Consider the following 21,749-nt stretch of genomic DNA (forward strand, 5'->3'; position numbering starts at 1 on the left):
ATTCTCCATTATAATTTTTTAGTTCTTTGGTATTATTATTCTACAATAATTAAGCATAAAGATTAATGAGTAACTTTTAAAGGAATTTATTTTGTTAAAAAAAGCTTTTTTTACCAATAGTAGTGGGATTATGTTTTCAAGAATCTTTGGATTTTTGAGGGATTTATATATGGCACATATATTGGGAGCAGGGCTTTATAGCGATATTTTTTTTGTAGCATTTAAATTTCCCAATCTCTTTAGGCGGGTATTTGGAGAAGGAGCTTTTACACAAAGTTTTTTGCCCGGTTTTATATCCGGGAGCAAAAAAGGTATTTTTGGAGTGAGTGTATTTGTAATTTTTGTTTTGATTTTGCTGGGATTGAGTCTTTTAGTTTGGCTATTTTCCGGGATAATTACCAAGCTTTTGGCTTTTGGTTTTGATGAAAATACCATTATTTTGGCAGAACCTATTGTTGTGATTAATTTTTGGTATCTTGAACTTGTTTTTATAGTTACATTTTTAAGCACACTTTTACAATACAAAAATAGCTTTTGGGTAGGGGCTTACAATACAGCACTGCTTAATATTTGTATGATTGGATCTTTGTATTTAGCAAGAGATTCTGATTTGATAGAAGTCGTGTATATGTTGAGTTATGGGGTTTTGCTTGGAGGGGTGGCACAGATTTTAATACATTTTTATCCACTATATCGTCTGGGTTTTTTTAAGCTTTTTGAAGTAGGTATTAAGCAGATTTGGAAAGTATTTTTTTCATCATCACCAAATGCAAAACATTTACTTTTATGTGCAAAAAATGACTTGAAGGGATTTTTTAAGCAATTTTTTCCTGCAATTCTTGGGAGTTCAACAGCTCAAATTGCTTCATTTATTGATACGATGCTTGCTTCATTTTTGGTAAGCGGGAGTATTTCTTATCTTTATTATGCTAATCGCATTTTTCAACTCCCTTTGGCTATTTTTGCCATTGCCGTCTCTACGGCACTTTTTCCAACTATAGCCAAAGCGATTAAGAACTCTAAAGAACAAAAAGCCCTTGATTTGATGAAAAAATCTTTTTGGTTTTTATTTATCATGCTTTGGATATGCACTATTGGGGGGTTAATGCTTAAAAATGAAATTATTTGGCTGTTATTTGAAGGTGGAGAATTTAGCAGAAAAGATACTTTGATTTCTGCAAATGTGTTTGGAATGTATATGATAGGGTTGTTGCCTTTTGGGGTAGCAAGGATTTTTTCTTTGTGGCTTTATTCTCATAAAATGCAAGGAAAAGCAGCCAAAATATCTGCTATTTCACTTAGCTTTGGCGTGGTGTGTTCTTTGATATTGATGAGGTATTTTGGAGCCATAGGACTTGCATTGGCCGGGAGTTTGAGTGGGGCGATGCTTTTTATATTGAGTATCAAGGCATTTGGTATTAAGAGGTTTTGGGATATAATGGCATATCCAAAAGGCTGGTTAGGGTTGATTTTGATAGGGATTATTGAAGTGGGGGTGTTATCTGTATTTTTGCATTTTTTTCATATTAACTAATTAACTAAAGAAGGTTGTGATGAAGATTTATGATACCAGACAAAAACAAAAACTTGATTTTACTCCTATCATGCCTCATGAAGTTAGGATTTATGTATGTGGTCCTACAGTTTATGATGATGCGCATTTAGGGCATGCAAGGAGTTCTATAGTTTTTGATTTGCTTGTGCGCACATTGGAATCAAATGGGTATAGTGTGATTTTTGTAAAAAACTTTACAGATATTGATGATAAGATTATTAAAAAAGCTCTGGATACTCATACGGATATTGTAGAATTAAGCGCACATTATATTCAATCTTATTTAAAAGATATGGATGCTTTGGGTGTAAGAAGACCCGCTAGAGAGCCCAAAGCCACAGAAAGTCTCCACTCAATCGCTAAAATCATTGGTGTGCTTTTGGATAAAAAAGTGGCTTATCAAGCCCCTAATGGAGATGTTTATTTGGATGTAAGTCAAGATAAACTCTATGGAAGCATTAGCCATAGGGGGAGTGAGGAGGATGAAAATCTAAGCCGTGTGGGAGAAAATGAAGAAAAAAAACATAAAAGAGACTTTGTTTTGTGGAAGGCTTATAAAGGGAGCGGAGATATTGGTTATGAAAGCCCTTTGGGTAGGGGTCGACCGGGGTGGCATATTGAATGTTCGGCTATGATTGATCATAACCTTGCTTATAAAGATAAGCCTTATCAGATTGATATTCATGGCGGGGGTGGAGATTTGGCTTTTCCTCATCACGAAAATGAAGCTTGCCAAACGCGTTGTGCATTTGGAGTGGAGATTGCCAAATATTGGATGCATAATGGATTTGTGAATGTCAATGGAGAAAAAATGAGCAAAAGCTTAGGCAATAGTTTTTTTATCAAAGATGCCCTCAAATTTTATGATGGTGAGGTTTTGAGAAATTATTTATTGGGGACACATTATCGGGCAGTTTTGAATTTCAATGAAGAAGATTTATTAGTCAGCAAAAAAAGGCTTGATAAACTCTATCGCTTGAAAAAAAGAGCCATAGGGGAAACTCCATGCGCGAACAAAGATTTTGAAAACTCACTTTTAGAATCTATGAATGATGATTTGAATATTTCTAAGGCTTTGAGTGTTGTTGAAGAAATGATCAATGTTTCAAATGAAATGATGGATAAAAATCCTAAAGATAAACCGCTAAAAGCAAAAATATTAGGAAATATTGATTTTGTTTTCAATCTTTTGGGAATAGGGGGGAGAGACCCTCTTGAGTATTTTCAGCTTGGAGTAGCCCAAGAGCAAAAATCTTATATCCAATCTCAATTGCAAAAACGCCAACTCGCCAAAAAAAATAAAGACTTTGTAACAGCTGATAAAATCCGAGAGGAACTAGCCCAAATAGGGATACTCATCATGGATACTCCGGAAGGGAGCGTATGGGAAAAAGTCCCTACTTGATGGACTCCACCAAGAATTTCAAAAAATACCATAGAAAATTGAAAAATCATAGTTTTTGAGCTTAATATTGTAGGTATAAGATTTTTTCATCATCGTGATTTTGCCTATCAATATGACCAAAAAGTCCCAAAAGTGCAATGCGATAATTTTTTGTTTAATCATCATAAGAAGGTAAAAAAGAAAATATTAAGCGAATTGTTTGTTAGAAAAGGAAAATTCAGAATTTTAAGACTTCCCCTTACATATCATAGCAATGCGGTTGAGGGGGTAAAACCACTTGGTTTGATTACATCAAATAGTGAGACTAAAGGATTGCTTAAACAAGGGAAGTCCTTTTTAAATTCTTAATGAAGTTGATAATACCGGGCTTTGCTTAAGCTTATAGCAAAAATTTAAAATTGGATTTATGGAAATAAAATTTAAATAATTAGCTTAATTTAATTTTGGTTTGGATTAAAAATATTTTTGATAATATAGGCAAAGGTGCGAGTGTGTTGATGATTGATCTATTTAAAAATTACAATAAATATTTATTATTTTATAAATAAAATTGAAAAAGAAATAATTTGCTAAAAAATTTAAAAACCCAAAGCCATCTAAAGCGGATAAAAAATATTTCAAATCAAAGAATAAAGAGTTTTAGAAAACTATAAAAGATATAAAAGTGAAAAATAATTTTAGAAAACTAGAAAAAAATTTAAAATAAATCAAAATAATAAATAAATATTATCTTAAAATATTTTAAAAATTTAAATTTCAAGAAAAGTATGAGATTGATTTGCTAAGATGTAACTCAGAGCGCTAGAAAAATAGGTGCTTAAAAAGATGAATGAAAATCACACAAACCAATGAACAAGCACTTTTTAATGCATAGATTTTAGACACCAAAAAGCCTCACTAGGCATTATATGAGGTCAAAAACTATATTTTAATTTATTTTAGAATATTTATTTCATTTAACAAAGAATTTCTTTAAAATAAAAAACAGACTTCATGAAAACAGATTAAAATTAGGGTTGATGTGAAAATAAGCCAATATTTTAATGATAATAAGAGTGCTAATCCCTGCTAATAAACCGGCTAAGGCATCATCGCCGACCACTCCAAGCCCGCCTTTGACCTTTTTGTCAATTTTGCCAATCATAGAAGGCTTGGAAATATCATAAAATCTAAAAAATAAAAATGCCCCCAAAATACCTATAATCGAGAACCCACTCATACCCATTGCAAGCCACATACCCACAAGCTCATCAATAACAATACTTTTGTCATCATGAGCACCTCCATTTTGCTCATAAACATCAATTTGCTTGATGGCAAAAACCCCCACTAAAATGGCAAGTAAAAATATCGTTTGATTTGAAAAATAAACTAAAGGCAATCCAATAATCAGTGCAAGAATACTCCCCATTGTCCCGGGAGCTATGGGGGATTTGCCACTATAAAAGAGTGTTAGAAATATTTCTCTCATTATTTTCCTTACATTTGAATAGGGTTTTGGTAAAGTCCCATAAGTTTAATATAAAATTCTTCTTCACTTTTGTTGTTCAAAATCCCATCAGAAGGCACAATATCATAATAAAGTTTTTTGAGATTGGCAAAACGATTGGGGTGGAGACCAGAGAGAATCATGGCAGAAATTTGCTCTCTTACTAAGATAGATGGAGGCAAGATGCCAAGTTTATAGAGTTCCAAAATAGATTCTGAATTATAGTTGGTATGATGATGGTGGCCATGGGGACAGGTTATCTTGCTTACAAGAGTTTTGCAAAGCGAACAATAAACATATTCATTGATAATTGTAGTTTCAATATCCACGCCTTGGAGACGATCAAAAACAGAATGTCTTTTGTTGTCTGTATAATAAACAGATAAATTAGGGCTATTTTCTCCGACAATAAGCTTGGTGCAGCCATAATTTTTTGCCACAATGGCATGGAGAATCATCTTATTTTGTCCGGCAAATAAATAAGTATCATCAAGAGGAATGATACAAATTTTATCTTTGATAAGAAAATTATTTGCAATATATTGCATACACTTTTCTCTCAAAGCATAGTTCATAAAATCTTTTTTATAAGGTTTGAGTAGAAAAATGACTAATAAATCGCATTTTTCTAATTCTTCGCGAAGCATGCGTTCATGTGCCCTATGAAAAGGCTTAGCACTCATCATAATCCCTGTGATTTGTTTGGCATTGGTGAGATTGATTTTTTCATGCAATCTTTTTTTGGCTTCTTTAATGTCTTTAAAAATGACAACATATTTTCCACTAACAGCATAATTTCCGAGTCTTTGAAGGGTGCTGGAGGCTTCTTGAGTGGAGAGATCCCCGCCCATAATTTTTTCTAATCTTTGGTGTTTGTCAATTTTGTAGATTTCCTCTACAATAATTTTGCCAACAACCCTTCCTTCGGTTACGATATTAAGTGCCTCTCCTTTTTTGATAGAAGATAAGACTGCCTGATTCCTTCTGCCACTAGGGCTAAGTAGAAATGGACAAGGAAATGTTTGGTTTTTGTAAAGCCCGGTTTTATTGACTTCTTCCATTTGTGTTTTGTTCATTAGCGTGGTTACAGGATAAAGTAGCCCTTCTTGCACTAAAGAAAGCGCTGAGAGTGCCTCTTTATCAATATAGATTTTATTTCTTTCTTGCAATGCCATATTTTTTTCTCTTTTCCCATAGACTTTTTCGACTCATCCCTAATTTTTTTGCAAGTTCAATATCCGGATAGCGTCCCTCAAATTTTGAAATGATGACTTTTTCATATTCTTTGATTGAGAGGATTTCTGCTCCAATTTCATGACTATTGGGAATATTGGATATATCGACAATTTGAGGAAATACAATTTTATCGGTTGAAACGATTGAAATAATCAACGAATATTTAATGGCGATGTCGAGAAAATCTTTGCGTTCCAGTTTTTTAAGTTCTTCAAGATTCGTGATGTAGGCTACGGTGGATTTTGATGGATTTGTTTTCAAAAAATTTTTATATTTTTCTTCTTTGAGTGTGAAAAATTCAAAACGAATATTTTTTTCTCTTGCATATTTCATTGCATAAATATCAGCACTCCTTTGTGAATTGCTTTTGATGACAAAAGGAGGGCTATATTGGAAGGGAGTGGGGGTGTTGAGTTCTTTTTCTATAAAATTAAAATAAGAGTTATAAAAATTAATCTTAGTGATAATGTCTTTATAATCCCTGTAGTGTTCAATTTTTCTAATGAGTTCATCAATCATAAAAGGTTTGAGAATATAATCTTTTGCCCCTGCCTTAATAGGCTTGCTCACAGTATCATCGCTAACATAAGAAATCATCATAATGATAATGCAATTTGCATTGCTGCGAATAAATTTTTCGTAATTATCCCCACAAATACTTGAAGAGAGGAGTATGACATCATGATGATTTTTAACATTAGTATCCATTACAGAAGTGATATGGCAATCATGTCCAATATCGGCTAATTTTGATGCGATACTTTGGGCTAAGTAAGTTTCATTCTCAATAATTAAAATATTCATATTTTTTCCTTCCAATTAATAAATTTCATATTGACATTTGCCATTACGGCTATGCCTTCTTTTCGACCAATAAATCCTAAGTTCTCTGTTGTAGTAGCTTTGATATTGACACGTGATTTATCCATATAAAGAATTTCGGCAATGCTTGTGTGTATTTTGGACTTGTAAGGGGCGATTTTTGGTGTTTGGGCTATAATAGTAATATCTGCATGAATGAGTTGGAAGCCTATAGAGATGGCAAAATCATAAATTTGTTTCAATAAGACCTTGGAATCAGCCAATTTGTATTGAGGATCTTCATCAGAAAACCATTCGCCAATATCTCCCCCGCCAATAGCTCCAAGTATAGCATCGCTAAGGGCATGCAAGGCAACATCTCCATCGCTATGAGCAGCAAATCCAAAATCTGATTGAATCTCTATTCCCCCTAATACCATTTTTTTGCCTTTTTCAAAAGCATGGACATCAAAACCATTTCCTGTAAATATTTCTACAGAAGGCGAGGGCAATTCTTTAAGCGCAAAAATATCATTGTAATAAGTGAGTTTGGCAAGTTTTGGGCTTCCGGGGATATAAACAACCTTGCCATGATTGGCGCTGATAGCTGAGCTTTCATCGGTAAAATTTTCGTTTTTGAGACATCGGAGTTTTTGTGTCCTGGAGAGTTGTGGGGTTTGGATTAGTTTGAGGGCAGTCCTGTCAATATAGGTTTCTTTATAAATAGCAGTATCCGGGACTTCCAGATAGGGGGCAACACAATCTGTGGAGTCATCAAAAGCTTCCAGCAAATTAAAAAAGACATTTTCATCAAGGTTCCATCTGGCTACATCGCTAATCAAAACAGCTTGTGTTTGGACATGCTCGAGTGCATTTTGCATAGATTCCCAACGTGTTTTTCCGCCTAATACAATTTCAAAATCACAAATTTTTTGCATATAAACAAAATCCAAATCACAAGCAGTAATGATGATTTTTTTAAAATTATAAATCTTTTTAAAATCATTTGCTACTTTTTGCCACAAAGGAAGAGATCCTAAACGTATCCATTGCTTTTTAATACGATAATGGGCGGGGGCTTGAGCGCAGAATCGACTTGAACTTCCTGCTGCCATTATGATTAAAGATAAATCTGATTTCTTATCTGACACCCTATATACTCCTATGTTGTAAAAACCTGTTACTAAATTATACACATTTAAATCTTTTTAAAAGCTTGAATTTTATTTATTTTGAAATTTTTGTTATAGGGTTTGATGTATAATTCAAAAAGATCAAGAAATATATTATTTTATGAAAGTGAGAGAAAATGAGGAAACAATGGGTAGCCCAACGCAAAAATGATACAATTAAAACGCAGCTATATTATGCTAAAAATGGCATAATTACCCCGGAAATGGAATATATTGCCAATAAAGAAAATCTCAAAGCAGAGATAATTCAAAAAGAAGTCGCCAAAGGGAGGCTTATTATCCCTGCTAATATTAATCATCTCAATCTGGAGCCAATGGGGATTGGTGTCGCATTGCGCACGAAGATTAATTCAAATATTGGAAGTTCTTCAATTATCAATTCTATTGATGAGGAAGTGGAGAAATTAAAAGTTTCTATCAAATATGGTGCAGATACAGTGATGGATCTTTCTACAGGTGGGAATTTGGATAAAATCAGAGAAGCAATTATCCGAGCATCTTCTGTGCCTATTGGGACCGTGCCTATTTATCAGATTCTTCATGATGTCAAAAACGATGTGATGAAACTAGATATTGATGTGATGTTAAAAGTCTTAAAAAAACAAGCCCAACAAGGTGTGAGTTATTTTACTATCCATTGTGGATTTTTGCTTGAACATATGCCTTATGTGAGTCGGAGAAAAATGGGGATTGTCAGTCGTGGGGGAAGTTTGATGGCAAGCTGGATGATGCATTATCACAAACAAAATCCTTTTTATGAAGCCTATGATGAAATTCTTGGAATTTGCAGAGAATATGATGTGAGTTTGAGTTTGGGAGATTCTCTCAGACCGGGTTGTTTGGCTGATGCAAGTGATGAGGCGCAATTTAGCGAACTCAAAGTATTAGGAGAGCTTGCAACAAGAGCTTATCAAGCTGATGTCCAAGTGATGATAGAAGGACCGGGTCATGTTCCTCTCAATCAAATAGAGAGGAATGTCAAATTACAAAAAGAATATTGTAACCAGGCGCCTTTTTATGTTTTGGGTCCATTGGTTACAGATATTGCAGCAGGATATGATCATATTGCAAGTGCTATAGGTGCTTGTGTAGCGGCATGGAAGGGAGTGGCAATGTTATGTTATGTAACACCTAAGGAGCATTTAGGCTTACCAAATGCAAAAGATGTGCGAGAAGGTATTTTGGCTTATAAAATTGCTGCTCATGCTGCTGATATTGCACGTGGAAGGATCAAAGCAAGAGAAAGAGATGATGCCATGAGTGATGCGCGTTATAGCTTTGATTGGAATAAACAATTTGAACTTGCTCTAGATCCTGAAAGAGCAAGAGAATATCATGATGAGGGCTTGCCTCAAGAGGTTTTTAAAGAGGCTGAGTTTTGCTCTATGTGCGGGCCAAAATTTTGTAGCTATAAAATCAGTCAAGAAATTTTCAAAGAATACAAAGAGGAAGTAACCCAGTGACATAACAATGATACTTAGGAAGAAACCTAAATATTAAATAAATAGTTAATTTTTTAAGTAATTGATCGGAAGGGGTGGGTTTGCTTGTTTTCTTTGTTTGGAAAACTTCATTATAAACAAAAAAACCCTTCATAAGTCTGTTGCATTTATAAAGATCCCTAAAGATAAAATGTGGAAAAACATTTTGAATGTAATGGTAGGGATGGTTTTTAAGATGACTTGATTTGTGTATTGTGTACTCAAGGGGAGTGGATTTGGAAATAAAATTAATGATTTTTCCAATATTTGCAGATCTCTATTCAATAGCCGCCTACTATGAACAATATCAATGCTATCTATCATTGAAAAAATGATTGAGAATGCTGATAAAGTAAGATTTAAGTAATGGAAAAATAGGGGATAGGGAACTTCATCAAAAAACTTCTGTTTTTTGGCGTGCCTATTTAGCATGCTTTTAACATTGATTTGAGGAAAGATACCTGCGGTCTATATTGCCTGATTTATATCCCGGAGACACTTTGTAAGGTTTGATCAAGACTATTATAATGTGTTTGGTGAAGCATTTTTGGAGAGATGATACTTCTACTCCGGTAACTCTCTAATATTTTCTAATCCGGGATCTTGAGGTAAATTCTCTGTCGCATTGAGTATTTTGCTTTGAATATCCGGAATTTCATCACTCATTACAAGGGATAATAATAGATTGATTATAGAAATTTTTTTGATCATAAAAAGTATTTTATAATATTAGTAATTATTATTATTTTATTTATTTGAAATGATCCTGAAATACAAATGAGGGAGTATTTAATAGAAATTTATAAACTTAGTGAATACTTCATTGAAGTTTGGCAGAAATTTTTTCTATGAAATATGGAGATATTTTGAGAGTTTATTTTGCATTAAGGTTTTATTGATTATAAGGTTTGTATATTTTATTATTTAAGGAAGATAATGATTACTCAAGACAAGATTTTAGAAGTGTTAAAAACAGTTATATACCCTAATTTTGAAAAAGATATTGTGAGTTTTGGTTTTGTCAAAAATATTACGTTGCATGAAGATAAATTAAGTCTCTTTCTTGACATCCCATCAAGCAACCCGGAAGTTGCCGGTCTGCTTGAAAAAGAAATAGAGACCAAAGTTGCAAAACTAGGTATCTTATCATTTCATATTGATATTAAAACTCCTCCAAAACCTGAACCCAAAGCATCTACAACAAAAAATTTAGCTCCTCAAATCAAACATTTTGTAATGGTGAGTTCGGGCAAAGGTGGTGTGGGCAAAAGCACAACAAGCGCCAATCTTGCTATTGCTCTTGCACAACAAGGTAAAAGAGTCGGCTTGTTAGATGCGGATGTTTATGGTCCCAACATCCCCAGAATGTTAGGACTCAATACAGCAAAGCCCAATGTAGATTCAAGCGGAAAGAGGCTTATCCCTCTTAAGGCTTTTGGTGTAGAAATGATGAGTATGGGAGTGCTTTATGAAGAAGGTCAAAGTCTCATTTGGCGGGGTCCAATGCTTATGCGAGCAATTGAACAGATGCTTACAGATGTGCTTTGGAGTGAATTGGATATTTTGGTCATTGATATGCCCCCAGGAACCGGAGATGCGCAATTGAGTCTTGCTCAGAGTGTGCCTGTAAGCGCCGGGATTACTGTTACAACTCCACAGCAAGTAAGTTTAGATGATAGCTCTAGAAGTTTGGATATGTTTGTGAAGCTTCATATACCTATTGGTGGGGTTATTGAGAATATGAGTGGGTTTATTTGTCCCAGTTGTGGGGGTGAATCGGATATTTTTGGCAAGGGCAGTGCTAAAATACTTGCAGATAAATACAATACAAGCATACTTGCACAAATCCCCCTAGAACCAAAAGTACGTGAAGGAGGAGATAGTGGGAAGCCTATTGTATTCTTTGATCCTAGTTCTGTGAGTGCAAAAGCTTATGTTAAAGCCGCATTATCAATAATGGAATTTCTTCAAAAAGTTACAGAGGAAAAATTAGCAGATAATAAAAATATCCAGCCAACACAAGATAATTCTGCTCTGCATTCCTAAGATTTTTAAATGCCTATGGGGTTATGAAAATATTTAATAACCCCATAATCTTTTAAATATTCGCAAGGATTTATGCTAAAAAATTTTATAATTTTAGAGTGGTTATAAGCGCCTAAAAAAAGAATGGTTGTATTGGGAATATTTTCTCTTAATGTTTGAATATTCAGAGATGCAGTATTGTAGGGCTAGAAAATCATAAATTCAAAATAATAAAATGAACTAACTCAGATGTGGACATATTTTGTTTAAGAAACAAGCTGTATTTATTATCAAGATCAAAGTTATGGTAGTCTCCAGAGTAAGTTTTTTTATTTTGTGCAACTCAATATCTTATAAAACTATTTCATATGATTGATATTGTGGAGTCTTGTTGATAGAGTATTTTATTAATTTTTTATTTTTTAAAGAGACTAAGTTTTAAAATTGATTTTCCCAAAATGCCAGAATGCTACTATCCCTAGAATAATAAGCGGTATTAAAATACCTATTTCAGGGGGAAAAAGTCCGCTAATACTTAATTTTCCCAAAGCAAAGAATAAACCCCAAACAACAAGAGAAATAACAATAAAACCAAAGCTCAACAATGCAAGATTTCCATATCGTGCCAGGCTTGGGGTGTAATAAGCAATAATCATTGTTGTTAGAGGGACGAAGAAGGGAATAAAAATAAAGCTATAAAGCATAGCACGTATTTTCTCGCTTCCGGCATTTTGATTTTTAAGTATAAGCATTGATTGAATAGCATCAATAATAGATACAGAAGGCTTATTTTGATAAATAGTATCTAAAACTTTTGGACGAAAACCTTTGAGGATTTTTAATTCTTGAAGATGCTCAATATCAAGTCCTTTGCCTCCGAGTGAAAAAGTTTGTGGCAGAGTAGAAATACTTGCATTTTGGAGCACCCAATAGCCATTTTCAAAATGGGCAGTATCTGCTTGGGTAAAAGAGTTTAAAAAATAATTTTTAAGGTGAAATACTTTAATATTTTGTGCTTTTTGCAATAGAGGGAAAATTTTGCCAAAATAGACATAATCTTCCCCATATTTCACCAATAAATCTTCAGTAGTATTTGAAAAATTTCCTTGATAAATAATAGCTTCTGCTTTTTCTTGCGCATAAACAAAAGGTGTAGCATTTAAGCCAATATAAATTAAACTAAAAAATAAACTTATGATAAGAATAGGTTTTAAGATAGCTTTTTTTGAAAACCCTATAGCCAAAAGGGCAGTATATTGATTGGACTTAATCATAGTAATATAGACTATTACCATACCCAAAAGCAAAGAAATTGGCAAAGTATAATTGAATGCATACAAAGCATCATAAACAAAAAATAAAATCGCAAGGTTTGCAGAATCAGGAAATTTATCTACATATTTGAGACTATCAATACTGATAAAAAACATTTCTAAAGCGCAAAATACTATAAAAAAATATTTTAGATAATAATAGGCTATAAATCTAAAAATCATTGTCGATCTTATTTTTAGGGTTTTGTGTAAAACGATTTTGGAGCAAGGAAAAATCTCGTGTATGGATAAAAAACTTCAAAGCTTCCATGCAGTGTAGGATTAAAGAAGATATTTGACTTGACTGATTGAGATCGAATTTTCCAAGCACATAATCAATAACGTTTTTTTGCTCATCTCTTCCAATGCCAAACCTTAAGCGATAATAATCATTTCCAAAAGCTGTATCAATTGATTTAAGTCCATTGTGTCCTCCGCTAGAACCTCCTTTTTTGAAACGTATGCAACCTAAAGGTAGGTCTAATTCATCATGAACAACAAAAAGAACCGGTATTTTATAGAAATTTATCATAGGTGCAATTGCTTGTCCTGAAAGATTCATAAACGTTTGTGGCTTGATCAAAAATGTATCTTGTGTAGGGAACTTCGCTACTTGAGCGTTCAATTTAGGTTGGGATTCAAAAGATACCCCTAAATTTGTAGCTAAAGAATCTAAAATATCAAATCCAATATTATGCCTTGTGTGGTCATATTTACTGCCGGGATTTCCTAATCCGGCAATTAAAAGAGAGGACATTAGATTACTTGGCTTTGATCACGCCCACAACAGCAACAGATGGATTTTCGATTATTTTAACTTCAGTAGTTTGCACTAGATCTCTAACAAGCACAGAATCGCCTACATCAAGTTTTGAGACATCAATATCATAGCTTGAAGGAAGTTTTTCAGGCGCAGCTTCAACACTGATACGTCTTTTAGAGAAAAGCAAAACGCCCTTATTTTTTAATCCTACAGGAGTCCCACTAATTTTTACAGGAATTTTATATTTTGCAACTATCCCTTTTTGTGCTAAAAGTAAATCTACATGTAGAATATTGCCGGTTACAGGGTCTTTTTGGTATTCTTGAACGACCACATCTATAGTTTGAGAATTAATTTTGACAGGGAATATTAAGGAATTTTTGGTTTTTATGGTTTTTATAAATTCATTGGTTTTAAAAGCGCAATGAATATTCGTAGCCCCTTTGCCATAAATATTGGCAATTAGATAACCATCATTCCTCAAGGCTTTTGTATTTGCCTTTGAAATACTCTCTCTAATTTTTCCTTCTAACATTTTTAGTCCTTATTGTTTTTTGATAAAATTAAAACCCTTATTCTAACTGAATATGGCTTAAAATTCCCAAAATATTTCAAATTATTAAATAGAACTTAGCAAATCCTCAAAAGATTTAACAAATGCCTCTAAACCTTCTTGCATTAAAGATTGGTATAATTTCTCAATATCAACTCCGGCATTTTGGATTTCTTGAAGTTGTTGTGAGATATATTGGGTATCCGGAGGGATTTGGAGGGTATGATTTTTTTCTTCCATATAAGCTTTGATTGTATCTAGAGGAGCGGTATTGATGGTATGGGGCAAAAGAAGTGCTTTGAGATAATAAGTCTTAGGCAAATGATTGCCTTTTACACCTGTGGAAGCAAAAAGAGTTCGCGTGAGAATATCTTGATTTTTTTCTATTAAATTGTAACATTCCATAGCATTGTAAATACCTAGTTTTGATTGCAAGTCGGGAAACTTCTCCAGTTGCGGATCGCTGATGCGATCAAATCTTGAAACAAAAACGCTAATGACGCTGCGAGTATGTTTTGATTGAGGACTTTTTCGTGCATTCTCAAACACATTAGAGCATTCTTGAGCTTGTTGAGGCGAAAAGATGAGGGTGGCATTGATAGGGATACCAATTTTTAAAAGTTCATACATGACTTCATATCCTGCTTGTGTGGCTGGGACTTTTATCATAACATTGGGCATATTGATAGTATCAAAAAGTCTTTTGCCCTCATCAATGCTTTTGGAGACATCTTGACTTAAAAGCGGATCAATTTCAATGCTAATATAACCATTATCCTGATTGTCTTCCCATAAAGGTTTCAATATATTTGCTGCTTTTTTAACATCAGCAATAGCAAGTGTCTCATAGATATTTTTGGGATTTTGATTTTTGAGGGAAGCTATTTGAGCTTTGTAAGCCGGAGATTTCAGAATAGAATTTGCAAAAATACTTGGATTGCTTGTTGCCCCATCAATAAATTGTAAAAGAGATGGAAATTCATGATCCAGAAAGTCTCTCTCAATAAAATCACACCATAAACTAAAATTAGAAAACTTTGAAACACTCATGATGATTCCTTTTTTTGATATTTTAACTTATTTGAGATAGAAATTTTCTTTTTAATTGATTTTGAGATATTCTTGAACAATTTTTCTATCATCAAAATAAACTTTTTTCTCTCCAATAATTTGATAAGTTTCATCACCTTTGCCCAAAATAAGGAGAACTTCATCAGGAGACAATGCTTGCATAGCTTGATGAATGGCTTTTTTTCTGTCAGGTTCAACGATGATAGAATGAGTTGTCCGGGAAGGAATACCCTTTAGAATATCTCCTATGATTGCTTGAGGATCTTCAGATCGAGGGTTGTCTGATGTGATGTAGATTTTTTGGGCATAGTTATAAGCGCACTCTCCCATTTTTGGACGTTTGCTTTTGTCTCTATCCCCACCTGCTCCAAAAACAACAGAAATTTTTTTTGATTTGAAACTTTCAAAGATTTGTTTCATGCCATCATGAGTGTGTGCAAAATCTACAATAATTAAGGGAGATTGAGAAACTACTTCCATCCTGCCCTCTACCCCTCCAAAATTTTCCAAAGCTTTAGTAATTGTATCTAAGGATTCTTTTGTAACACATTGGACACAAGCTATGGCTGCTAAAATATTGTAGAGATTATGCAAGCCATACAATGAAGAATCAATCAAGGCTTCTTGAAAATGAGCTTGTGTTAAATTTTCTTTCCAAATAATATGGGCATGAATGCCCTGAGTTAGCGAATATGCCGTTGTGCTTAGATTGGTTTTTGAGCTAATGGCATAACCATAAGCATTTATGGGGTTAAATAATGCTTTAGATTCATCACGATTGATGATTTTTAATGTTTCATCTGCAAAAAAACTATTTTTAATGCGGACATATTCTTGAAGAGTTTTGTGATAATCCAGATGATCGCTTGTGATATTTGTTAAGATTTTGGCATAAAATTCCAGCCCTTGGGTACGTTTTTGTTCAATAGCATGTGAGCTTACTTCCATGACAAAATATTCACATTTTAGAGAAGCTGCTTGATCAATATCCTCATAAAGTTCCAAAATACCGGGTGTTGTAAGTCCCTTTGATTTGAGTTTTTTATCATTAGCGAAAAACCCGCGTGTACCAAGTAGAGCAACTGAATAACCCATATCCAATAAAATAGAGTAAATAATCGCAGCTGTTGTTGTTTTGCCATTAGTTCCTGTGATGCCAATAAGTTTTGGGGTGAGGGAAAAATACTTTGGCAATTCCTCTGCTTGGAGTATGTCTAAGTGATGTTGTTTGATTGTATCAACAAAGTAGGAGTTTTGTTTGGTGTGGACAAATAAACTATCGGGTTCTTCAATAGCGATTCTGGAATCATCTGTGAGAAAATGATAGGTTTTGTTATGAAAATTAATTTGTTTTTGTATTTTCACTTTGTTTTTCAACCGCCTTCCGGAGAATCTCATTGATCTTTTTATCATAAGCTGTGATATTGTGCATATTTTCTATATAGTTGATAGACATTTCATAAAAGTCATTTTCTACCAAAAGATCTAAAAAATCATAAAAGTCATTTTTGTTTGTAAAGACAATTTTGGTGCTAAACATCAAATTTTGAAATGTTTCTTTGAAGTTGTGATTTTGACACATTTTTTTAAAGTCTTTGTACAATATCCCATCAATACTATCAGCCTTAGTAGCATCTTCATCATAAAGCAAGCCGGACATTTTGTTGAGTCCTGCATCGAAAGAATGGATAAGTTCCAGGATTTGTTTTTGTATTTTTGCTTTTGCAGATCGGGGCTGGGTATTTGACATTGTTTGATAAAGATCATGGAGTCCATGGGCTTCTTTTGGAAAATCTATTGCCATATCAGAGAGCAGAAGTCCAATTTTAGCATTCAAATCATCTTTATCAAGAAGAAGAGCATCTGAAAAAAATCCTAAGGCAAGCTTATAGTCGCCATTTATAAATGCTTTAAACCCTCTGTGAATCAGGGTTCTTTTTTGGGGATTATTATTGATTTGAAATCTGGTCTCCATAGGATTCCTTAAAACCCTTGATGATCATTTTCTTGACCATGAGGGATATTAATCACTTCAATATCAGGATGGATATCTTCTTTGAGTTGTTTTTCTATCCCATGTTTGAGTGTATTTGCACTGCTTGCACAGCTTTTGCACGCGCCTTCAAGACGGACATATACTTTTGCATTTTTGATCCCCAATATGGTAATATCACCTCCATCTGTTGTGAGCATAGGGCGAATTTTTTGAATCGTGTTTTCTACAGGTTTTTGGAGTTCTTGATCGCTAAATGGAAACATCTTTTACCTCCGTTTTTAATCTCAAACCATTTATACCATAATTTTTTAGTTAAAAGCTTTATGCCTATCTTAAATAATGCAATTATAATATAGAATATAAAATACTCCATCATAGAATATTATACAATTGATAAATTATCATATTAATGAGTTTGGTTTGAAAAAGCTACATCCGCAGACGTAGCTAGGACTCTTATGTGTTGATATACAAAGGAATTCTCCAATACCCTCAAAACATAATCATCCGGTGCGATATTTATCTTAGGGTTTAGAATGCAAGGAAAAATCCTCGCATATTTTATGATGATTAGTATTTATAACTCAAGGTAAGTTTAGCATTAAATCCCCCATCAATATCATTGGTTTTGTTATAAGGAGTGCTATAAAAAGCATTGGTAATATTATAGAGTCCTAATGTTATGTTGAACCCATCCGACTTTTTTTCAGGTACCCAAGAAATATAGAGATCATGGACATTAAAGGCCGGTTTAGATTGTGAAGAATCTTTATAAGATGTGTAAAATAAGCTATTCCACCCTGCAATTACTTCAAGATAATCAAAGAAATACTCTACATTTAGTGTATATTTATCTCCGGAATAAGGAGAAATATAATAAGGGATAATGTCATTTCCTATATTTTTTCCTTCAGTGCTTTTTGTCCAGTTTGGTTTGAATTTGTAATTTGTATAGCCAAATGAAAGCCCTAAATTATAGATAGAACCTCTAAGGGCTATTTCTGCTCCATTGATTTTAACCCCTCCGGTATTGAAATGTTGCTTGCTTTGACCACTGGTCCCTGCACGATAGGCAATAAGATTTTGATATTGGGAATGAAAAAATTTCCCTACAAATCCTATGCTAAAAGCATCTGTAAAACTTTGTCTCCAGTCAATCCCTATTTCATAATTTTCTCCTGTTTCGGGCTTGAGTTTGGAATTTTTGGTAGCAGGTTCTCCATTTAAGAAGATACCTTCTAAAACATCAGGACCTCTAAAAAGTTGTGTCCAGTTAGCAAAAGCTCCTAAGCCAAATGGGGCTTTGTAACTAATACCTACAGCTCCCAGAGGATGATGGTATATATTTTTGAACCCATCACTTTTAAGATTGTAATAATCATAGCGAAATCCCGGAGTGATCTGAATATCTCCGATTTTAGTAGCAATTTTAAGATTATATTCCAGCCAACCTGATAGATTTGTAGCAATATCATCGGGGATTTCTTGTCCCCAAAGTATAGCTTGTTTTTTAGTATCAGAAGAACCATCGGCATTGAGTTGTTTGGCATCAATTTGAGCTTTTGTGCCTGCATGTTGGAAAGTAGAATACCATTCGTATCCATAGGCAATTGTATGGGTAAAAATCCAAGTATGAAAGGTATTTTTCAAGGCACTCTTCCATCCAATATTAGTTGTAGATAAGTCCCATATAGGGATGCGATTATTATCGGGTTTAGAAGTTGAAGTTGAGCTTTCGGTATTACTTTTGATATTTCCGGAAGTAAAAATAGTGCTTGGTTCAAAATCAATTTTATAACGCACAATATTAGTATAGAGATTAGAATCCAAATCAAAACCTCCGGAATTAAAATGATAGGCTAGGGTATGAGTATTTCTGGATGAGATAGTGGGGTATCTTTGTTGTCCTTTGATTTTTTTGGTTTGGGGATCTTGATAATAAGCTGCAAATTCACCTCTCCAGGGATATTTGCCATCATATTGGAGATGTTCTGTAGAAAACATAAGGTGATGAGAGGGAGAAAAGTTTAATTTTGCTTTGATGAGTGAGTTGATAACTTGACCATCCCCGCCAATCTGAAATACTGCTCCTTTAGGTGTGGATGTCTCCTTGTCGATACTTGCAATACCGGGAAATTCTTTGCCATTATAAGGAGCGCTTTTTCCATAAGTGTGGCTTCTATGATTGACATAACCCAAGAGTTCAAGTTTTTCCCAAGCTCTTCCATAAAGCATAATAGATTTTTGCCATTCACGATTGTTGGTTGCATACCCGGTACGAATTTTGAAACCAAAATCCTGATTTTCTCTGAGTAAATCAGCAGCATCAATACTCTTGAACGCCACAGATCCGCCAAGTGCCCCTGAATTGCCTACAACAGTATTGGTCCCCACTGCAATATCAACAGCTTTGAGGATATCAGGATCAATGAGGAGATTAGAGTTGTGATGAAAAATGATCCCCTTTTGTCTGGCTCCATCAATAGTAACATTGAGAGCATCTTGATTGAGTCCTCGCATTTGTATTCTTTGGGCTGTGGCGCTAGAGCCTCCGACACTAACACCGGGTAAATCTCTCATCAAATCTTTTAAAAGGCCCGGTTGTTTCAATTGAATCATATTTGAATCAATCTGATCTAAATGTGAAGAAATAGTTTCTATACGATTGAGTTGGTATTCTTTTTCTTTTGATTGATCTGCAAATATATCTTGGATTGTTAATATACTCATCCCTAATATTGCATATGTTTTTAATCCCATATTATGAAACTCCTTTTTATAATTTAAAAATGATATTGTTTATCATTTTTAAATTTATACTACAAATAAAATTAATTTATTATCAAAAAACTTTCATTTTTATGAACATATATCTAATATTATGTTAAGATTTTATGAATTAAATGAGATAAATCTCAAATTTTTTATTTATACAATATAAATAAATAAAAAATATTTTTACGGATATTTTAAAAATTAATTTGCTTTTTAGAAATATTATTTAGATTTTATATACAATAATTTTTTTCTTAATAAAAATATTTTCTATCAATAATTTATATATTCTTATAAAGTATCTAAATATTTAATGTCTTAGATGTAAAATAAAAATATTTCCAAAAAATAAGGAGAAAAATATCATGAAAGTTGCTGAAGTGATTGTTGAGGTTTTGGCACAAGCAGGTGTGCAAAGATGTTATGGAATTGTTGGAGATACGCTAAATCACTTTAGTGATGCTATCTATCATAATAAGAAAATCAAATGGGTGCATGTCAGGCATGAAGAAACAGGTGGGTTTGCCGCAGGAGCAGATGCGCTTATTAGCCAAAAGCCTACAGCTTGTGCAGGATCTTGTGGTCCGGGAAGTTTGCATTTTATTAATTCATTGATGGACGCAACGCGAAATCGTGCCCCTGTAGTGTTAATAGCTTCTCAATTAGAAATCGGCAATTTGGGGACAAGTTTTCCTCAAGAAGTTGATTTTAAAACAATCTACGGGAGTTTTTGTGTGTATTGTGAGCAGATTAATATCCCCGCACAAGCGCAATACATCACAACAATGGCTGTTCAAAATGCCATCAATAAAAGAGGTGTGGCTGTTGTGATTATGCCTGTGAATATAAGTGTCCAATCTGCCCGTTATGATCCAAATATGAAGATTCATATCCCTCACCCTATTTTTTGTCCTAATTCTCAAGAAATTCAAGAAATTTCCAAAATATTATCCAATGGAAAAAAAGTAGCCATATATGCAGGAGCCGGTGTAGAGGGTGCTCATGATGAGTTGATTGATCTGGCCAAAAAAATCAAAGCTCCCATCGGTCATAGCGCTCGTGCTAAAGATTTTGTAGAATATGATAATCCTTATAATATGGGTATGACAGGACTTGTGGGTATTAAATCAGGGTTTGACATGATGAATGAATGTGATACTTTATTAGTTTTGGGTTCAGATTTGGCTTGGAGACAATTTTATCCTCAAAAAGCCACAATCATTCAAGTTGATAATGACCCCACTCATTTAGGGCATCGTTGCAATCCAAAATTGGCTGTTTTAGGAGACATTAAACATACTTTAGAGAAACTGCTTCAGGTCGTAGAGGAAAAGAGTGATACTTTGTTTTTAGATCATTGTTTGAAAATAAAACAAGAAGCTCATGAAAAAAGACTCAAAGATATTCAGGCTTCTTGTGATGAATTGATTCACCCTCAAGTTTTAACCGGTTTGATTGATCAATATGCCTGTGAAGATGCTCTTTTTAGTGCAGATGGAGGATCTCCTATGGTATGGGCTTTGCGTTATATTCAAGCAACCAAGGATCGTAGGATTTTTACTTCTTTGTTGCATGGGACTATGGCGAATGCTATGCCAATGGCTTTGGGATTAAAAAAGGCTTTTCCGAATCGTCAAGTGATTTCTTTTTCAGGAGATGGAGGATTGGCAATGTTATTAGGAGATCTACTCACAGCTATTCAAGAAAATATTCCTATTAAAGTAGTTGTTTTTAACAATGCATCATTGAATTTCGTTGAGCTTGAACAAAAAGTAGAGGGTCTTTTGGACAATTATACAGATCTCAAAAACCCTTCTTTTGCAGCGCTTGCTCAAGCTATAGGGTTTGAAGCTCAAAGAGTCGAAAAAAATTCTGAGTTACAAGAGGCTCTTAGAAGATTTTTAGATACAACCAAGCCCGCGTTGCTTGATGTAGTTGTAAATCCTAAAGAACTTGTCATGCCTCCAAAGGTAGAATTTTCTGAAGTAGCCAATTTTGCTCTTTATTCGGCAAAAGCCTTGATAGCAGGTCGTGCAAGCGATGTTGAAGAATTGATTAAAACTAATATCAAGCATTTGATATGATTGGTTTAT

Annotated in this window: 18 protein-coding genes; 5 read left to right on the top strand and 13 right to left on the bottom strand. The window is 33.9% G+C overall.

What is annotated here, in order from left to right; genetic code table 11:
• Window positions 1-91 precede the first annotated feature (91 nt).
• Entirely contained in the window at window positions 92-1,534 is a 1,443-nt protein-coding gene (gene murJ / locus BKH45_RS02110; protein WP_095273817.1) for a murein biosynthesis integral membrane protein MurJ, read from the top strand.
• A 19-nt stretch (window positions 1,535-1,553) separates the two neighbouring features.
• Window positions 1,554-2,960, top strand: a complete 1,407-nt coding sequence (cysS, locus tag BKH45_RS02115; RefSeq protein WP_095273818.1) for a cysteine--tRNA ligase — start codon at window positions 1,554-1,556, stop codon at window positions 2,958-2,960.
• Window positions 2,961-3,951: 991 nt separating this feature from the next.
• Here cysS and BKH45_RS02120 read toward each other — a convergent pair.
• From BKH45_RS02120 to BKH45_RS02135, 4 genes are read right to left on the bottom strand one after another with little or no spacing between them, the layout of a single operon-like run.
• Entirely contained in the window at window positions 3,952-4,431 is a 480-nt protein-coding gene (locus BKH45_RS02120; RefSeq protein ID WP_095273819.1) for a phosphatidylglycerophosphatase A, read from the bottom strand.
• Window positions 4,432-4,439: 8 nt separating this feature from the next.
• Complete coding sequence (locus BKH45_RS02125; protein ID WP_095273820.1) at window positions 4,440-5,624, bottom strand: sulfate adenylyltransferase; 1,185 nt, start codon at window positions 5,622-5,624, stop codon at window positions 4,440-4,442.
• Window positions 5,602-6,489 (bottom strand): response regulator, encoded by an 888-nt coding sequence (locus tag BKH45_RS02130; protein WP_095273821.1) that lies wholly within the window; start codon window positions 6,487-6,489, stop codon window positions 5,602-5,604. The genes BKH45_RS02125 and BKH45_RS02130 overlap by 23 nt, the downstream gene beginning before the upstream one ends.
• Window positions 6,486-7,637 (bottom strand): bifunctional 2-C-methyl-D-erythritol 4-phosphate cytidylyltransferase/2-C-methyl-D-erythritol 2,4-cyclodiphosphate synthase, encoded by a 1,152-nt coding sequence (locus BKH45_RS02135; protein WP_257874475.1) that lies wholly within the window; start codon window positions 7,635-7,637, stop codon window positions 6,486-6,488. The genes BKH45_RS02130 and BKH45_RS02135 overlap by 4 nt, the downstream gene beginning before the upstream one ends.
• Before the next feature lie 158 nt (window positions 7,638-7,795).
• On the opposite strand from BKH45_RS02135, the gene thiC reads away from it, so the two are divergent.
• Window positions 7,796-9,142, top strand: coding sequence for a phosphomethylpyrimidine synthase ThiC (gene thiC / locus BKH45_RS02140; RefSeq protein ID WP_095273822.1), 1,347 nt, complete (start codon window positions 7,796-7,798; stop codon window positions 9,140-9,142).
• Window positions 9,143-9,724: 582 nt separating this feature from the next.
• On the opposite strand, the gene BKH45_RS08795 is transcribed toward thiC, so the two are convergent.
• The gene (locus BKH45_RS08795) at window positions 9,725-9,871 is read right to left on the bottom strand and encodes a hypothetical protein (protein ID WP_180675591.1); all 147 of its coding nucleotides are present in this window, start codon (window positions 9,869-9,871) and stop codon (window positions 9,725-9,727) included.
• 225 nt (window positions 9,872-10,096) lie between these two features.
• Between BKH45_RS08795 and BKH45_RS02145 the strand changes: the two genes are divergently transcribed.
• Window positions 10,097-11,206 (top strand): Mrp/NBP35 family ATP-binding protein, encoded by a 1,110-nt coding sequence (locus BKH45_RS02145; RefSeq protein ID WP_095273823.1) that lies wholly within the window; start codon window positions 10,097-10,099, stop codon window positions 11,204-11,206.
• 410 nt (window positions 11,207-11,616) lie between these two features.
• On the opposite strand, the gene BKH45_RS02150 is transcribed toward BKH45_RS02145, so the two are convergent.
• The 8 genes from BKH45_RS02150 to BKH45_RS02185 all read right to left on the bottom strand — a co-directional run bounded on the left by BKH45_RS02150 (window position 11,617) and on the right by BKH45_RS02185 (window position 19,641).
• Window positions 11,617-12,681, bottom strand: a complete 1,065-nt coding sequence (locus BKH45_RS02150) for an LptF/LptG family permease (protein ID WP_095273824.1) — start codon at window positions 12,679-12,681, stop codon at window positions 11,617-11,619.
• Complete coding sequence (gene pth, locus BKH45_RS02155) at window positions 12,671-13,255, bottom strand: aminoacyl-tRNA hydrolase (RefSeq protein ID WP_095273825.1); 585 nt, start codon at window positions 13,253-13,255, stop codon at window positions 12,671-12,673. The genes BKH45_RS02150 and pth overlap by 11 nt, the downstream gene beginning before the upstream one ends.
• Window positions 13,256-13,259: 4 nt before the next feature.
• A complete protein-coding gene (locus tag BKH45_RS02160) occupies window positions 13,260-13,796 on the bottom strand; it encodes a 50S ribosomal protein L25/general stress protein Ctc (protein ID WP_095273826.1) in 537 nt (178 codons plus the stop codon).
• 84 nt (window positions 13,797-13,880) lie between these two features.
• A complete protein-coding gene (locus tag BKH45_RS02165) occupies window positions 13,881-14,864 on the bottom strand; it encodes a transaldolase (protein ID WP_095273827.1) in 984 nt (327 codons plus the stop codon).
• A gap of 51 nt (window positions 14,865-14,915) precedes the next feature.
• A complete protein-coding gene (locus BKH45_RS02170; RefSeq protein WP_095273850.1) occupies window positions 14,916-16,250 on the bottom strand; it encodes a UDP-N-acetylmuramoyl-L-alanyl-D-glutamate--2,6-diaminopimelate ligase in 1,335 nt (444 codons plus the stop codon).
• Window positions 16,228-16,860 carry a histidine kinase gene (locus tag BKH45_RS02175; RefSeq protein WP_095273828.1) on the bottom strand — a complete coding sequence of 211 codons (633 nt, stop codon included), beginning with the start codon at window positions 16,858-16,860 and terminating at the stop codon, window positions 16,228-16,230. Before BKH45_RS02175 ends, BKH45_RS02170 begins: the two co-directional genes overlap by 23 nt.
• A gap of 8 nt (window positions 16,861-16,868) precedes the next feature.
• A complete protein-coding gene (locus tag BKH45_RS02180; protein ID WP_095273829.1) occupies window positions 16,869-17,144 on the bottom strand; it encodes a NifU family protein in 276 nt (91 codons plus the stop codon).
• Between the two features lie 307 nt (window positions 17,145-17,451).
• Window positions 17,452-19,641 (bottom strand): TonB-dependent receptor, encoded by a 2,190-nt coding sequence (locus tag BKH45_RS02185; protein WP_095273830.1) that lies wholly within the window; start codon window positions 19,639-19,641, stop codon window positions 17,452-17,454.
• Between the two features lie 380 nt (window positions 19,642-20,021).
• On the opposite strand from BKH45_RS02185, the gene BKH45_RS02190 reads away from it, so the two are divergent.
• Window positions 20,022-21,740 (top strand): thiamine pyrophosphate-dependent enzyme, encoded by a 1,719-nt coding sequence (locus tag BKH45_RS02190; RefSeq protein WP_095273831.1) that lies wholly within the window; start codon window positions 20,022-20,024, stop codon window positions 21,738-21,740.
• Window positions 21,741-21,749: the final 9 nt, after the last annotated feature.

The organism is Helicobacter sp. 11S03491-1, assembly GCF_002272835.1.
Lineage (GTDB): Bacteria > Campylobacterota > Campylobacteria > Campylobacterales > Helicobacteraceae > Helicobacter_J.